Origin of the sequence: Pseudoxanthomonas sp. UTMC 1351, from assembly GCF_040948865.1 — a bacterium.
GTDB lineage: Bacteria > Pseudomonadota > Gammaproteobacteria > Xanthomonadales > Xanthomonadaceae > Pseudoxanthomonas_A.
In genome coordinates this window covers 128,799-142,698 of record NZ_JAVGJT010000011.1, presented here as the reverse complement: position 1 = coordinate 142,698, position 13,900 = coordinate 128,799, and the positions used below count along the sequence as shown (strand labels likewise).

Here is a 13,900-nt window from a genome sequence, read left to right as displayed (position 1 = left end):
CCCACAGGAGAGGATTACGTGTGCTCAAACGAACCTCGCGGCCGATAGGCCCAGCCATTCCAGCGCCGTGCCGTGATACAGACGAGCCTGCTGGGTTTCTTCCAGTCCCAATGCGGCGATACCGGCACCCGGTTCTTGTTCACCCAGCGGGAACGGATAGTCGGTGCCCAGCATCACCCGCTCGTAGCCCACGGTATCCAGCAGATAGCGCAGGGCCCGCGGGTCGGCCACCCATGAATCGAAGTACACACGGCCAAGATACTCGCGCGGATTGCGGTAGTTGTCGGTCGCAACCAGGTCCGGACGCATGTTGAAACCATGTTCGATGCGGCCGATGGTGTAAGGGAAACTGCCACCGCCATGAGCGAAACAGATCTTCAGTTCGGGCAAGCGCTCCAGTACGCCGCCGAAAATCAGGGAGCACGCAGCGCGCGATTGCTCCGCCGGCATGCCTACCAGCCACGGTAGCCAGTATTTGGACATTGACGCCGCGCCCATCATGTCCCACGGGTGCACCAGAATGGCCGCGCCCAACTCGCTGGCGGCCTGGAAAAATTCGAAAAGTTCCGGTGCGTCGAGATTCCAGTCGTTGACATGCGACCCGATCTGCACGCCCTGCAGGCCCAATTGATCCATGCAGCGCTCCAATTCCTGCACGGCCAGGCGCGGCGATTGCAACGGCACAGTGCCGATGCCAGCGTAGTGGCGTGGGTAATCGCGGCAGGCAGCGGCGGTGTGGTCATTGAGTGCCTGGTGCAGTTCCAGCGCCTGATTCGGCTTGGCCCAGTAGCTGAACATCACCGGCACCGTGCTGATCACCTGCACCTGCACGCCGAAGCGGGCGTAGTCCTGGATGCGGACCTGGGTATCCCAGGTCTTGGGCAGGATTTCGCGGAAGAATTTGCCGTCCTTGTAGATGCGGTGGCGGCCATCGTCGCCGTGGTGGATCACCGGAAACCGTGTATCACCGTACTTGCTGGCCAAGTCGGGCCAATCCCGGGGCAGAAAGTGCGCGTGGGTGTCGATTTTGAGCATGGCCGCAGTTTAGCCGAGCCGGGTGCGCCCCGCGACAGCAACGAGTCAGTAGTAATTGGGCCGTCGCAACGGCAGGCGATAGGGAATAGCCAAAGCGTTTCTCGTAAAGCCGAGCAAGAGCAGCGGAGCAAGCTCCGCTCTACATAAAACCGCGCAGCTCAGCGTTCGATTTTCGCGTACTTCGCCGGTGCCGGATTCAGATGGCCGCAAGCTTTACAGGTACGAAGCTCGCGCGAGGAATAGAAGCGATCGAATACGGCGGGGAAGTCGGTTTCGATGTTCTTCAGTGGAAAGAATTCCTCGTAAAGCTTGTGGTTGCAGTTTTCGCAGTACCACAGCAAGCCGTCCTGTTCGTGCGGCAGGCGCTTTCGTTCGATCACCAGACCAATGGAGTCAGGCATGCGCTGTGGTGAATGCGGTACGCGCGGTGGCAGCAAGAAGGTCTCGCCCGCGCGAATGGGGATATCGCGCACAACTTCCGCACCTTCTTCTGTAGGTTCCTGGACGCGTAGCACCATCTCGCCTTCCAGCTGATAGAACCACTCCGCGCCTTCGTCCCAGTGATAATCGGTGCGCTGGTTGGGGCCGCCGACCACCATGACGATGAAATCGCCGGAATAGATGACCTTGTTGCCCACCGGCGGTTTGAGCAGATGGCGGTGTTCTTCGATCCAGGCGTGCAGATTAATCGGCGAAGGCAGCATCTCAGCGGGCCTCTTTCAAAGCAGCGATACACTTGAGTTCTATCGCGATCGGCGTGGGCAAAGCGTCGATGCCCAGCGTGGTGCGGCAAGGGGCGCTGGCTGGGTCTGGGAAATACTCAGCCCAGATCCGGTTGTAGGCGGCGAAGTCACGCGCCATGTCGGTGAGGTAGACAGTGACGTCGGCTAGGTCTTCCCAGCGTACGCCGCTGGCTTCCAGCACGGCGCGGACGTTGGCGAACACCGCGCGGGTCTGTGCTTCGATGTCGTATTTGTGCACGCGACCGTCTGCGAAATACTCGTTGCCGGGAATCTCATTAGTTACGGGATCGCGTGGACCGATGCCGGACAGGAACAACAGGTCTCCAACCCGGCGCGCGTGCGGGTAGGCGCCTACAGGCGCCGGCGCTGCCGAAGTGCGGACGGATTCACTCATGGCGGGTCGCGTCGGGCGAAACGGCGGCCACGGCCTTCTGGTAGGCCGGCATCAACTGGTCGCCCGATTCCACGTTCATACCGAGCTCGCGCACCCGCCCATCGAACAGGCTGTAAACCCAGCCGTGCACCGCCAGCGGCTGTCCGCGTGTCCAAGCATCCTGCACGACGGTGGTCTGGCAGACGTTGAACACTTGTTCGATGACGTTGAGTTCACAGAGGCGGGCGTGGCGCAGCGACTCCGTATCGACCTGTTCCAGCAGCGGAGCATGCTTCATCGCCACATCGGCGACGTGGCGCAGCCAGTTGTCGGCCAGACCGACGCGCAGCCCCGTCATTGCCGCGTGCACACCGCCGCAGCCGTAATGGCCTACCAGCAGGATGTGCTCGACTTTCAGGATATCGATAGCGAACTGGATGACCGACAGACAGTTGAGATCGCTATGGGACATCACGTTGGCGATGTTGCGGTGAACGAACACTTCGCCCGGGTCCAAGCCGAGGATCTGGTTGGCCGGTACGCGCGAATCCGAGCATCCGATCCACAGGTATCGCGGGGACTGTTGCTGGGACAGGCGCTTGAAGAAGCCGGGGTCCTCCCGCTTGATTCGTTCGGCCCATTCCCGGTTGTTGCGCAGCAGGTTATCAAGATCGGTCATGCGTAAGCTCGAAAGACGTAGAAGCAAGCGATAGGGAGGCGAATGCGGCCAAACAATCGGTCGGAGCGATCCGGTCCCGCAGGGCCGCGGTGGTCGTTGTCACGGTGGTTTATCCAAGGCGAGGCAAACGTTCTTGGCTTCGGTGAAGAAGCGCATGGCTTCGGTACCGCCTTCGCGGCCGAGTCCGGAAGCGGCCATGCCGCCAAATGGGGTGCGTAGGTCGCGCATCAACCACGTATTGACCCAGATGATGCCGGCGCGCAGTTGCGCGGACAGGCGGTGGGCGCGGTCGAGATCGCGCGTCCATAGCATGGCGGCCAAGCCGTATTCGGAAGCGTTGGCCAGCGCCAGCGCTTCTTGTTCGCTATCGAACGCCTGCAGCGTGGCGACCGGTCCGAAGATCTCCTCGCGGTTGCTCGCGGTGTCCGGACCCAAGCCCTCGACGACGGCGGGCGAGATAAACCAGCCCGCGCGATCCAATGCGTGGCCTCCAACCAGGAAGCGGCCGCCTTCGCTGCGCGCACGGTCCAGGCAGGTCTTCACTTTGTCGAAGTGAGCCTGCGACACCAACGGGCCGAGTTGCGTGTTTTCATCGCTCGGGTCGCCTAGGCGCAAAGTGGCGACACGTTCAACGAAAGCATCGCGGAATTCCTCGTAGATACTCCGTTCCACCAATACGCGCGAACCACACAGGCATATCTGTCCGGAGTTCTGAAAGGCCGAACGCACCAAGGTGTCCAGTTGAACACGCCAATCGCTGTCGGCGAACACCAGCGTGGGATTTTTGCCGCCCAGTTCCAACGAGACCTTCTTCAGGTGCGGTGTCGCCAAAGCGGCGATGCGGCGACCTACGACGGTGCTGCCGGTGAAAGAGATTGCCTTGATGTCGGGGTGCATCACCAACGCTTCGCCAGCCTCGGCGCCAGTGCCGTGCACGATGTTCAGCACGCCAGCCGGCAATCCGATTTCCGCCGCCAGTTCGCCTAGCAAAGTGGCGGTCAATGGGGTCACTTCCGACGGCTTGGCGACGACCGTATTGCCAGCCGCCAGCGCCGGCGCGATCTTCCAGGTGAACAGGTAGAGCGGCAGATTCCATGGCGAAATGGTCGCCACCACGCCCAATGGCGCGCGCAGCGTGTAATTCAGGCCGGCTTCGCCATGGTGCGACTCACTGGCGAACTGCGTCGCGGCGTGGGCGAAGAAGCGCAGATTGGAAACGGCGCGTGGAATCTCGGCATCGCGAGCCAGTGAGTAGGGCTTGCCTCCATCCAACGATTCGGCGCGGGCGAAATCCTCAAGGCGTGCTTCCAGCGCCGAGGCCAGTTTCTCCAGCCAGGCGGCACGTTCAGAGTTGCGCAGTGATGACCACGCTGGAAAAGCTTTGGCGGCAGCGGCGACCGCCATGTCTACGTCGGTTGCATCACCGGCAGCGACCTGGGCGAAGGCTTCGCCGGATGAAGGATCGAACACCTCCAGCCAGCGACCGCTCGACGCCGGACGCGCCTGGCTATCTATCCAGTGGGGCAGGGACTTCATGGGCGATAGCTTAACTGCTTTGCCGTCGGGTTCTTCGATCGGCTTGCTCCAAGGAGGACATGGTTAAGGGCTAACCAGATCGTCATTCCCGCGAAGGCGGGAACCCAGTGCCTTTGTTTTCAGGGTGCTGAAGTCGCTGGGTTCCCTCCTTCGCGGGATGACGAACAAAGCAAGTTGTTCGGGCCGTCTTAGATCGACTGCATCCGTCCGCCATCCACCGCCAGGCTAACGCCGTTGATGTAGGCGGCGGCAGGGCTGGCGAGAAAGGCGATGGCATTCGCCACTTCGCTGGCGTCGGCGAAACGTCCTGCTGGGACACTGGCGGTCATGGTTGCCGCGACGGCCTCTTCGGTCTTGCCGCTACTAGCCGCACGGTCGCGCAGAATCTGGTCCAGCCGCTGCGTACGCGTATAGCCGGGCAGGACGTTGTTGACGGTGATGCCATCCGATGCCAGTTCGCGCGACAGCGTCTTGGCCCAGCTGGCCACCGCGCCGCGAATGGTGTTGGATACGCCCAGGTTGGCGACAGGTTCCTTCACCGAAGTCGAAACCACGTTGACGATACGGCCCCACTGCACCTGCTGCATGCCCGGCAGCAGCGCTTGCACCAGCGTCTGATTGGCGAGCAAGTGCCGATGGAAAGCATCCAAATAAGCGGAAGCGTCTGCGTCGATGGCGCGGCCGCTGGCGGGTCCGCCGGTGTTGTTGATCAGGATGTGCACCGCCCGTTCGGCGACTAGCGCTTGCAGCCGTTCGCGTAGAACCTCGTGTTGCGAAACATCGGCGGCAATCCAATCGTGTCGTTGCGCGGCGGAAATCTTTGGCAATGACGCCGCGACGTCTTGCAGTACATCAGCTCGCCGCGACAGCACCGTCACGTCGGCGCCAAGCAGCGCCAGTTCGTGCGCGGTGGCGCGGCCAATGCCTTCGGATGCACCGCAGACCAACGCGTGTTTGCCAGATAGGTTCAGGTCCATGCGTGGGGTCCTCGATCGCTATGTAGAGCGGAGCTTGCTCCGTTGCTTTATGTTTTTTGCAGTTCGGTTGAAGAGCAGCGGAGCAAGCTCCGCTCTACATGGAACTGTGCCGCGCCAAGCGCTCCAGCATGATATCCGCGACTTCGCTGGCCTGAGGATCTCCAATCCTGCGCAGGCCATCGGCGGCGGCCTCCACGTTGGCGGGCGGATGGTTCTGGCTGAACTTGAACTTCAGTTCGATCTTCGCCGGAGTAAAGCAAAAACCAATGATGCCGCGCAACTGGCTGACGTGATCCGGTCGGTTGTGCTCGAACCGCCAATCACTGCCCACTCGCGCTTCGTTGGCGATGCTCAGCCGGTCCACGATGCTGGCCAGCATTGCCACGTCGTCAGTGACTTCCAATTGGCCATACAGGTGCGCCACCGCGTAATTCCATGTCGGTACGCGCGCGGCTTCTTCTTTGTCCGGGTACCAGCCCGGCGAAATATAGGCATGTGGTCCTTGCACGATCATCAGCGCGCTGCCGATGTGGCGGGCCTGTGGGTTTGGCCTGGCCCAGTGGCCTTCGATGACCACTTGCTCGCCATCTCTTGCGTACAGCACGGGCAAATGGCTGACGAGGGGGACTCCGGCGTCCGTGGTCACCAGCGTGACAAAGGCGTCGCGCGCCACCAGCCGGTCGAGTTCGACGAGGTCGGTTTCGGCGAAGGCGCGCGGCGTGTACATGCGGAATCAGGCCCGTCCGCCCAGTTTCTGGACCATCAAGCCACGCAGCGCTTCGTCGTTATCCGCACGTGGCGGCGATACCTCGTGAAGCAAAAAGCCGCGAGCCAGCGCGTCTTCTTCGTCCAGCCCGTCGAACGCCACGAACTCGGCATCGAACAACGCCGCGCGGGCGGTGTCTTCACTGTCGTAGGCGAGGTTATTGCCGTCGCTATCCAACACTACGGCGGTGCCGCCCTCGAGCACGCGCATCCGCGCCCAGATCAGGGTACGGCCCAGGGATGCCAGGAACCAGCTTTCGGAAACGTCAGGAGTGTTGTTTTCGTTCATGCCAATGCCACCGACCATAGCCACAACAATCCCGCCATCACCAGCGCAACAAGAATGACCAGCATGGCAACGCGGGCGGGCGTGGCCAGCCCGCTCAGGGAGGTATCACGGCTTGCGCGGTACTGGCCGGACATCAGCCAGCGCAGGGCCTCCAGCTTCAGGAATGCGCCCGGTCCCCACTGTGCGGACAGGTCGGCGTGGCGATCGCGGACGTGTACCAGCGTCAGCGGCCAGAAGATCACGAAGGCGCAGAAACCGGCGATGGCGACACCGACGAAACACAGGGCGAAAAACAAGATCACTACGATGACACCTCGATAACCGTGCGGCGTCCCGGCTAGCGCCGGGACGAACGCAAAAATCAGAATTCCGCGTTGCCCGGTGCGCGCGGGTAGGGGATCGCATCGCGGATGTTGCTCAAGCCGCAGACGTAGACCACCAGCCGTTCGAAGCCCAGGCCGAAGCCGGCATGCGGGACCGTGCCGTAGCGGCGGAAGTCGCGGTACCAGCCGTAATGCGCTGTATCCAGCCCGAACTGCGCCATGCGCGAATCCAACACGTCAAGGCGTTCCTCACGCTGCGCGCCGCCGATGATCTCGCCGATGCCCGGCGCCAATACGTCCATCGCCGCAACGGTCTTTCCGTCGTCGTTCAGCCGCATGTAGAAGGCTTTGATGTGTTCGGGATAATTCAGTACCACCACCGGACGCCCGATATGCTCTTCGGTCAGCCAGCGCTCGTGTTCGGTCTGCAGATCCAGGCCCCATTCCACGGGGAAATCGAACTTCTTGCCCGATTTCTGCAGCAGGCCGATGGCATCGGTGTAGTCGATGCGTTCGAACGGCGCATTGACGAAGCTTTCCAGCCGCGTAAGCGCATCGGCTTGCACGCGCTCGGCGATGAAAGCCATGTCGTCGCCACGCTCATCCAGCACCGCGCGGAACAGATACTTCAGGAAGTCTTCCGCGACCTGCGCATTCTCCATCAGGTCGGCGAAGGCGATTTCCGGCTCGACCATCCAGAACTCGGCCAAGTGGCGAGTAGTGTTGCTGTTCTCGGCGCGGAACGTCGGTCCGAACGTGTAGACCTTGCTCAAGGACAGGCAGTACGCCTCCACGTTGAGCTGGCCCGAGACGGTCAGGAAGGTTTCCTTGCCAAAGAAATCGCGACTGAAATCCACTTCACCCTTGCTGTCGCGCGGCAGGTTGGCGAGATCCAGCGTGGACACGCGGAACATCTGGCCGGCGCCTTCGGCGTCGGATGTGGTGATGATGGGCGTGCTGATCCAGTAATAGCCGTGTTCGTGGAAGAAGCGGTGCACGGCCTGGGCCAGGCAGTGGCGGATGCGGGTCACTGCACCAAACAGGTTGGTGCGCGGGCGCAGGTGCGCGACTTCGCGCAGGAATTCCAGCGAATGCGGCTTGGGCTGGATAGGGTAGGTTTCCGGGTCTTCCACCCAGCCCACCACTTCCAGGCTCTCGGCCTGGATTTCGAAGCTCTGTCCCTGTCCCTGGGACGGCACCAGCGTGCCGGTGGCGATCACCGCACAGCCAGCGGTCAGGTGTTTTACTTCGGACTCGTAGTTTGACAGCGTACTCGGCGCCACCACCTGGATGGGTGCGAAACAGGAGCCGTCGCTGACATTGACGAAGGACAGGCCCGCTTTGGAGTCGCGCCGCGTGCGCACCCAGCCGCGCACTGTGACCTCGCCGCCCGCGGGAAGCTTGCCCGCCAGCGCTTGTTCGACGCTTACCACCGTCATGACTTGAATCCTTCCGTAATGGGACCATGTAGGGAACACGCAGTTTACCGGGTGAGCTGGCATGCTTGCGAGGCATTGCCTCGCCCGCCGGCGAACGCCCGGCCAAGGATGGGCCGGGCCGGTCTACCTGAAGTCAGCGACGTCACGCGATGGAAGGCATGCGGGCATTCACCCGATGTCTTTATAACCTCTTATAATCACCTTTCATTGATTGAGATTCATATGGCCGTCACCCTGACCCCAGTCGCCTTTCAGCGTGTGCAGCGTTTTGTTGCCGAGACGGGCGCATTGGGTTTGCGTTTCGGTGTGACCCGGACCGGCTGTTCCGGCTGGGGCCACGTGGCCGATCTGGCCCACGAGCAGCGCGAAGGCGATACTGTATTTGAACAAGACGGCGTGAGGATCTATATCGACGCCGATAGCCTGGCTTTGGTCGATGGCACCGAAATCGACTTCGGCAAGCAGGGTCTCAGCGAAACCTTCATGTTCCGCAACCCGAATGCCACAGCCGAATGTGGCTGCGGCGAAAGCTTCACCACGCAGGCCGACGCGGCGTAATCACCAGCGGTCCTCGCGTCTGCTCCGCACCGTAGCGGCGATAAACGCATAAGCACTGTTCCGGACTGGTCCCCCAGCTTTAAGCTGCGGCATCGTCGTGTCCGGGGTTTGCCCATGCTTCGTTTCTTTCTTCTGGCTGCCGTGGCACTTGTTGGCGCCGAGTCGGCGCGCGCCCAGCACGCCGCGCGCAATTCCCAACTGCATGCTCTTTTCGCGGAAGAATGGGAGCGAGGCCTGCGCGAGATCCCGGAGAACGCCAGTTACCAGGGCGACAATCGCTATAACGACCGCTGGACCGATCTCAGCCTTGAAGCGATCGCCCGGCGCGAAGCCGCCGATAAAGCCGCGCTGGACAAGCTGCGCACCATCGACCGCGCCGCCTTGTCGCCGGCTGACCAGATGAACTACGACACCTTCGAATGGCAGCTGCAGCGGACGGTGGCACGCCAAGGATTCCGCGAATACCTCCAGCCGATCGGTCACCAGGGTGGTCCGCAGACCGCCGATGGGTTGGCAGAAGTGCTGCCGTTTGCGTCGATCAAGGATTACCGTGATTGGCTGAAGCGGTTGGAGGCCTTGCCGACCGTCATCGACCAGACCATCACATTGCTGGGAGAAGGAGTAAAGGCCGGCAACGTTCCGCCGCGCGTGCTGATGCAGCGAGTGCCCGCACAGATCGCCGCGCAGGTGATCAATGATCCGACCAAAAGTCCGTTCTATCGGCCGTTCATCCGCTTCGCCGACAGCATCCCCACAACTGAACGCGCAGGCCTGCAGGAGCAAGCCAAGCAGATCATCCTGGCGCGGGTCGTACCTGCGTACCGCAAATTGGGCGAATTCTTCGAAAGCCAGTATCTGCCCAAGACCCGCGACGGCATCGCCGTAACCGACTTGCCGAATGGCCGCGCTTACTACGACTTCCTTGCCGGCTACTACACCACTACCGACTTGAATGCCGAACAGATCCACAAAATCGGATTGGAAGAGGTGGCACGCATCCGCGCGGAAATGGAGAAGATCAAAACAGAGACTGGCTTCAAGGGTTCACTGACTGAGTTCTTCACTTATCTCCGTACCGATCCCCAGTTCTTCCACAAGACGCCCGATGCGCTGCTGACTGCCTACCGCGCTCTCTCCAAGCGAATCGACCCGGAACTGGTGAAGGTATTCAAGACCATTCCGCGCATGCCCTACGGCGTACGCCCAATCCCCGACAACATCGCCCCGGATACCACCACCGCCTACTACCAACCCGGTGCCAGCGACGGCACCCGTCCTGGCTACTACTACGTCAACCTGTACAAGCCCGAGGTCCGGCCAACCTGGGAAATGATGCCGCTCTCGCTGCATGAGGCGGTGCCGGGCCACCACTTCCAGTTCGCACGCGGACTGGAGATGCCGGACGCCCCCATGTTCCGTCGCACCGCCTACTTCGTGGCCTATGGGGAAGGTTGGGGGCTCTACGCCGAGCAGCTGGGGTACGAAATGGGCCTGTACACCGACCCCTACGACAGGATGGGGCAGCTGGCCTACGAGATGTGGCGCGCGGTGCGGCTGGTGGTGGACACCGGCATGCACAGCCAGGGCTGGAGCCGCGAACGGGCTATCGAATATTTCACCGACAACGCGCCCAAGACCCGCCAGGACATCGTGAACGAGATCGATCGGTACATCGGCACCCCCGGCCAGGCGCTGGCGTACAAGATCGGCCAGATGAGGATTTCGGCACTCCGCGCCAAGGCTGTCCGGGAATTAGGCCCCAAGTTCGACCTGCGTGCGTTCAACGATGCCGTGCTGGAGACCGGTTCCGTGCCGCTGGAGGCGTTGGAGAGGCATATCGATGCCTGGATTGAGAGCGAACAGACAGGAAGTGGCGAAGCGGGCGCCGTACCGGGAAGCAATAGGTAGGTAGCCCCTGAGAAGCGGTGGCGGTGTCCAGCGGGCGAGGGGGGCTTGCTTCTGATGTTGTGTTCAATAGAGCAACAGCTAAATCCCCTCAATCCCCCTTCGAAGGGGAGGCAACGCGGAGCATTTCGGCCTCTGACCCCTGACCCGGCTTGCCCCTAAGTACCTGACCTGCCATAATTTCTGGCTCCCAGCGGCGGCTGTTGCTGCTTGGGCCCTTGCTCCACCGCGTCCATTCCGGGCGGTCGGGGAGCTGTCCGACCGGTTTCCCGCGTGAAACCGGCCCACATCCGAAAGGTAAATAACGATGCGTCACTATGAAGTCGTGTTCCTGGTCCATCCCGACCAGAGCGAACAAGTGCCTGCCATGATCGAGCGCTACAAGTCGCTGATCGAAGCCGGCAATGGCAAGATCCACCGTCTGGAAGATTGGGGTCGCCGTCAACTGGCCTATCCCATCCAGAACCTGGTCAAGGCCCATTACGTACTGCTCAATATCGAAGTCGAGCAGGGCGTGCTGGCCGAACTGACTGAAAGCTTCCGCTTCAACGATGCGGTGCTGCGCCACCTGATCATGAAGCGTGATGACGCCGACACCGAGATGTCGATCATCATGAAGAGCAAGGACGAGAAGGGCGACAAGCCGGAGCGCGGCGAGCGTCGCCGTCGTGACGATGACGAAGGCGAAGTTGTTGAAGCTTCGGCCGAACCTGATTCCGACACCGTCGAAGCCGCTTAAGCGCGCCCTTTAGGAGCACACACTCATGTCCAAGTTCTTCCGCCGCCGTAAGTTCTGCAAATTCACCGCCGAAGGCGTGAAAGAGATCGACTACAAGGATCTCAACACCCTGCGCCAGTACCTGACCGAGACCGGCAAGATCGTGCCGAGCCGTGTCACCGGCACCAAGTCGCGTTACCAGCGTCAGCTGTCCACGGCCGTCAAGCGCGCACGTTTCCTGGCGCTGATTCCGTACACGGATAACCACGACGTCTGATTGCGGTAAAGAGTGAAGTCGGCGGCTTGTGTCGCCTGCCAAAAGTAAAGAGTCATGCTCTTTACCATTCGCAGCCCGCGCAGCGGACGACTTCACTCTTCACTAATTACCCACTGTCATTCGGACAGCCCACCGCTGCGGGAGGATTCCCGCTAACGAATACGGAGCAACACCATGGAACTGATTCTTCTGCAAAAAGTCACCAACCTCGGCGTCCTGGGCGACAAGGTCAACGTGAAGCCGGGCTACGGCCGCAATTACCTGGTACCGCAGGGCAAGGCCGTGCCGGCAACCGCCGCCAACGTTGCCGAGTTCGAAGCCAAGCGTGCTGAGTACGAAGCCAAGGCCAAGTCCGTGCATGGCGAGGCCGAAAGCCGCCGCGCCAAGCTGGAAGGCGCCAGCGTCACCGTCAAGGCCAACGCCTCTACCGAAGGCAAGCTGTTCGGTTCGGTTGGCCCCCGCGATATCGCCGATGCGTTCACGGCTGCCGGTATGCCGCTGGAAAAGAGCGAAGTGGTGATGGGCGAAGGCGCCATCCGCAACATCGGCGAGTTCGAAGTGATCGCCAAGCTGCACGCCGACGTCGAGACCACCATCAAGGTCATCGTCGAGCCGGAAGCCTGAGTCGCCATCCAGGCCAAGCAATAAGGACGGGCGCCGCGAGGCGCCCGTTTTTTTTATGGGTGAGTCGGTGGGGGGCGAACGACCAAGATAAAACGCAACCGTTGGTCGGACCGTGTCTGGTTTAACCGGGGCTGGTCGCAACGGATGAGATGCCCACCGGTTATCCACATGGTTATCTGCAACCGTCCAGCGGTGGAACGACTACCATGCCTGACCCCGTTCCCTTCGCTGCCCTTCGGCTACAGGAGTCCGTAGCACCCATGCCCGTACGCCCAGGTTTTCGCCACGACGTTCACGACGCGCGCATCGAGCAGTTGCGCGTGCCGCCGCATTCCATTGAGGCCGAGCAGGCCGTGCTGGGCGGGTTGATGCTGGCGCCGGAGGCCTACGACCGCATCAACGACAAGCTGACCGAGCGCGATTTCTACCGTCGCGATCATCAACTGATCTACCGCGCCATTTGCGAGCTGGCGGAAAGAAATCGCCCCTACGACGCGGTGACTCTGGGCGAATGGTTCGAGTCGCAAGGGCAGATGGAGCAGGTCGCGGGCGGCGCTTACCTGATTGAGCTGGCCAGCTCCACGCCGTCGGCCGCCAATATCGTCGCCTATGCCGAGATTGTCCGCGACAAAGCGGTGATGCGGCAGCTGATCGACGTGGGCACCGAGATCGTCAACGACGCTTTCCAGCCCGAGGGCAAGGAAAGCAACGAAATGCTGGCCGTGGCCGAGCAGAAGGTGTTCGCCATCGCGGAAGCGGGCGCGCGTGGGCGCACCGACTTCATCGCGATGAATCATGCGTTGAAGGACGCTTTCGAAGTGCTGCAAAGCCGCTTCGAGAATGGCGGCAGCGTCACCGGCCTGCCCACCGGATACACCGAGTTCGACGAAATGACCGCCGGCCTGCAGCCGACCGATTTGCTGATCCTGGCGGCGCGTCCGGCGATGGGCAAGACCACGCTGGCGTTGAACATGGCCGAGTACGCCGCGATCAAATCGAAGAAAGCGGTGGCCATCTTCTCGATGGAAATGTCGGCCGCGCAGCTGGCGTTGCGACTGATTTCATCCAATGGCCGTGTCAACGCCACTCGCCTGCGTACCGGTCAGCTGGAGGACGAGGATTGGAGCCGCGTTACCAGCGCCATCCGCATGCTGAAGGAAACCAAGATCTTCATCGACGATACGCCCGGCCTGTCGCCGGATGTGCTGCGCTCCAAGGCGCGCCGGCTAAAGCGCGAACACGACCTGGGCCTGATCGTCATCGATTACCTGCAGCTGATGTCGGTGCCGGGCAATAGCGAAAACCGCGCAACGGAAATTTCGGAGATCTCGCGCTCGCTGAAAGGGCTGGCCAAGGAACTGAACGTGCCGGTGATCGCGCTGTCGCAGCTCAACCGCTCCTTGGAAACGCGTACCGATAAGCGCCCCGTCATGGCGGACTTGCGCGAATCCGGCGCTATCGAGCAGGACGCCGACGTCATCGTCTTCATCTACCGCGATGACTACTACAACAAGGAAAACTCACCGGACAAGGGCCTGGCCGAAGTCATCATCGGCAAGCAACGTAGCGGCCCCACCGGTTCGATCAAGCTGAAGTTCTTCGGCGAATACACTCGTTTCGACAACCTGGCCCACGACTCGGTGGGTAGCTTCGAGTAAC

Annotated in this window: 16 protein-coding genes; 6 read left to right on the top strand and 10 right to left on the bottom strand. The window is 61.6% G+C overall.

The genetic code is table 11. The annotated features are described in order from the left end of the window. Positions 1-24: 24 nt before the first annotated feature. The 10 genes from AB6O04_RS09465 to asnS all read right to left on the bottom strand — a co-directional run bounded on the left by AB6O04_RS09465 (position 25) and on the right by asnS (position 8,159). A complete protein-coding gene (locus tag AB6O04_RS09465) occupies positions 25-1,035 on the bottom strand; it encodes an amidohydrolase family protein (RefSeq protein ID WP_368563609.1) in 1,011 nt (336 codons plus the stop codon). Positions 1,036-1,193: 158 nt separating this feature from the next. Further along, positions 1,194-1,739, bottom strand: a complete 546-nt coding sequence (locus tag AB6O04_RS09460; protein WP_368563608.1) for a 3-hydroxyanthranilate 3,4-dioxygenase — start codon at positions 1,737-1,739, stop codon at positions 1,194-1,196. 1 nt (position 1,740) lies between these two features. After that, positions 1,741-2,172: a RidA family protein gene (locus AB6O04_RS09455; protein WP_368563607.1), complete on the bottom strand. Its 432-nt coding sequence runs from the start codon at positions 2,170-2,172 to the stop codon at positions 1,741-1,743. Continuing rightward, positions 2,165-2,830, bottom strand: coding sequence for a carbonate dehydratase (gene can, locus AB6O04_RS09450; RefSeq protein ID WP_368563605.1), 666 nt, complete (start codon positions 2,828-2,830; stop codon positions 2,165-2,167). The genes AB6O04_RS09455 and can overlap by 8 nt, the downstream gene beginning before the upstream one ends. Positions 2,831-2,929: 99 nt before the next feature. After that, positions 2,930-4,366, bottom strand: a complete 1,437-nt coding sequence (locus tag AB6O04_RS09445; protein ID WP_368563603.1) for an aldehyde dehydrogenase — start codon at positions 4,364-4,366, stop codon at positions 2,930-2,932. A 188-nt stretch (positions 4,367-4,554) separates the two neighbouring features. Beyond that, a complete protein-coding gene (locus AB6O04_RS09440; protein WP_368563602.1) occupies positions 4,555-5,343 on the bottom strand; it encodes an SDR family oxidoreductase in 789 nt (262 codons plus the stop codon). Between the two features lie 94 nt (positions 5,344-5,437). Then, the gene (locus AB6O04_RS09435) at positions 5,438-6,070 is read right to left on the bottom strand and encodes an FMN-binding negative transcriptional regulator (protein WP_368563601.1); all 633 of its coding nucleotides are present in this window, start codon (positions 6,068-6,070) and stop codon (positions 5,438-5,440) included. 6 nt (positions 6,071-6,076) lie between these two features. Then, the gene (locus tag AB6O04_RS09430) at positions 6,077-6,397 is read right to left on the bottom strand and encodes a hypothetical protein (RefSeq protein ID WP_368563600.1); all 321 of its coding nucleotides are present in this window, start codon (positions 6,395-6,397) and stop codon (positions 6,077-6,079) included. After that, entirely contained in the window at positions 6,394-6,699 is a 306-nt protein-coding gene (locus AB6O04_RS09425; RefSeq protein ID WP_368563599.1) for a hypothetical protein, read from the bottom strand. Before AB6O04_RS09425 ends, AB6O04_RS09430 begins: the two co-directional genes overlap by 4 nt. Positions 6,700-6,758: 59 nt before the next feature. Then, entirely contained in the window at positions 6,759-8,159 is a 1,401-nt protein-coding gene (gene asnS, locus AB6O04_RS09420) for an asparagine--tRNA ligase (RefSeq protein ID WP_368563598.1), read from the bottom strand. A gap of 222 nt (positions 8,160-8,381) precedes the next feature. Between asnS and AB6O04_RS09415 the strand changes: the two genes are divergently transcribed. The 6 genes from AB6O04_RS09415 to AB6O04_RS09390 all read left to right on the top strand — a co-directional run bounded on the left by AB6O04_RS09415 (position 8,382) and on the right by AB6O04_RS09390 (position 13,899). Further along, a complete protein-coding gene (locus AB6O04_RS09415) occupies positions 8,382-8,717 on the top strand; it encodes a HesB/IscA family protein (protein WP_368563597.1) in 336 nt (111 codons plus the stop codon). A 114-nt stretch (positions 8,718-8,831) separates the two neighbouring features. Next, a complete protein-coding gene (locus AB6O04_RS09410) occupies positions 8,832-10,625 on the top strand; it encodes a DUF885 family protein (RefSeq protein ID WP_368563596.1) in 1,794 nt (597 codons plus the stop codon). Positions 10,626-10,929: 304 nt separating this feature from the next. Next, on the top strand, positions 10,930-11,361 hold the full coding sequence (rpsF, locus tag AB6O04_RS09405) for a 30S ribosomal protein S6 (RefSeq protein ID WP_368563595.1): 432 nt from the start codon (positions 10,930-10,932) through the stop codon (positions 11,359-11,361). A 25-nt stretch (positions 11,362-11,386) separates the two neighbouring features. Beyond that, positions 11,387-11,617 (top strand): 30S ribosomal protein S18, encoded by a 231-nt coding sequence (gene rpsR / locus AB6O04_RS09400; protein ID WP_057657706.1) that lies wholly within the window; start codon positions 11,387-11,389, stop codon positions 11,615-11,617. Positions 11,618-11,791: 174 nt separating this feature from the next. Continuing rightward, the gene (rplI, locus tag AB6O04_RS09395) at positions 11,792-12,241 is read left to right on the top strand and encodes a 50S ribosomal protein L9 (RefSeq protein ID WP_368563594.1); all 450 of its coding nucleotides are present in this window, start codon (positions 11,792-11,794) and stop codon (positions 12,239-12,241) included. Positions 12,242-12,501: 260 nt separating this feature from the next. Further along, positions 12,502-13,899, top strand: a complete 1,398-nt coding sequence (locus tag AB6O04_RS09390) for a replicative DNA helicase (protein WP_368563593.1) — start codon at positions 12,502-12,504, stop codon at positions 13,897-13,899. Position 13,900 lies beyond the last annotated feature (1 nt).

Bases quoted from the DNA above. Each gene is read 5' to 3' on its own strand.
- AB6O04_RS09465 (WP_368563609.1), bottom strand. From the start codon at position 1,035: ATGCTCAAAATCGACACCCACGCGCACTTTCTGCCCCGGGATTGGCCC.
- AB6O04_RS09460 (WP_368563608.1), bottom strand. From the start codon at position 1,739: ATGCTGCCTTCGCCGATTAATCTGCACGCCTGGATCGAAGAACACCGC.
- AB6O04_RS09455 (WP_368563607.1), bottom strand. From the start codon at position 2,172: ATGAGTGAATCCGTCCGCACTTCGGCAGCGCCGGCGCCTGTAGGCGCC.
- can (WP_368563605.1), bottom strand. From the start codon at position 2,830: ATGACCGATCTTGATAACCTGCTGCGCAACAACCGGGAATGGGCCGAA.
- AB6O04_RS09445 (WP_368563603.1), bottom strand. From the start codon at position 4,366: ATGAAGTCCCTGCCCCACTGGATAGATAGCCAGGCGCGTCCGGCGTCG.
- AB6O04_RS09440 (WP_368563602.1), bottom strand. From the start codon at position 5,343: ATGGACCTGAACCTATCTGGCAAACACGCGTTGGTCTGCGGTGCATCC.
- AB6O04_RS09435 (WP_368563601.1), bottom strand. From the start codon at position 6,070: ATGTACACGCCGCGCGCCTTCGCCGAAACCGACCTCGTCGAACTCGAC.
- AB6O04_RS09430 (WP_368563600.1), bottom strand. From the start codon at position 6,397: ATGAACGAAAACAACACTCCTGACGTTTCCGAAAGCTGGTTCCTGGCA.
- asnS (WP_368563598.1), bottom strand. From the start codon at position 8,159: ATGACGGTGGTAAGCGTCGAACAAGCGCTGGCGGGCAAGCTTCCCGCG.
- AB6O04_RS09415 (WP_368563597.1), top strand. From the start codon at position 8,382: ATGGCCGTCACCCTGACCCCAGTCGCCTTTCAGCGTGTGCAGCGTTTT.
- AB6O04_RS09410 (WP_368563596.1), top strand. From the start codon at position 8,832: ATGCTTCGTTTCTTTCTTCTGGCTGCCGTGGCACTTGTTGGCGCCGAG.
- rpsF (WP_368563595.1), top strand. From the start codon at position 10,930: ATGCGTCACTATGAAGTCGTGTTCCTGGTCCATCCCGACCAGAGCGAA.
- rpsR (WP_057657706.1), top strand. From the start codon at position 11,387: ATGTCCAAGTTCTTCCGCCGCCGTAAGTTCTGCAAATTCACCGCCGAA.
- rplI (WP_368563594.1), top strand. From the start codon at position 11,792: ATGGAACTGATTCTTCTGCAAAAAGTCACCAACCTCGGCGTCCTGGGC.
- AB6O04_RS09390 (WP_368563593.1), top strand. From the start codon at position 12,502: ATGCCCGTACGCCCAGGTTTTCGCCACGACGTTCACGACGCGCGCATC.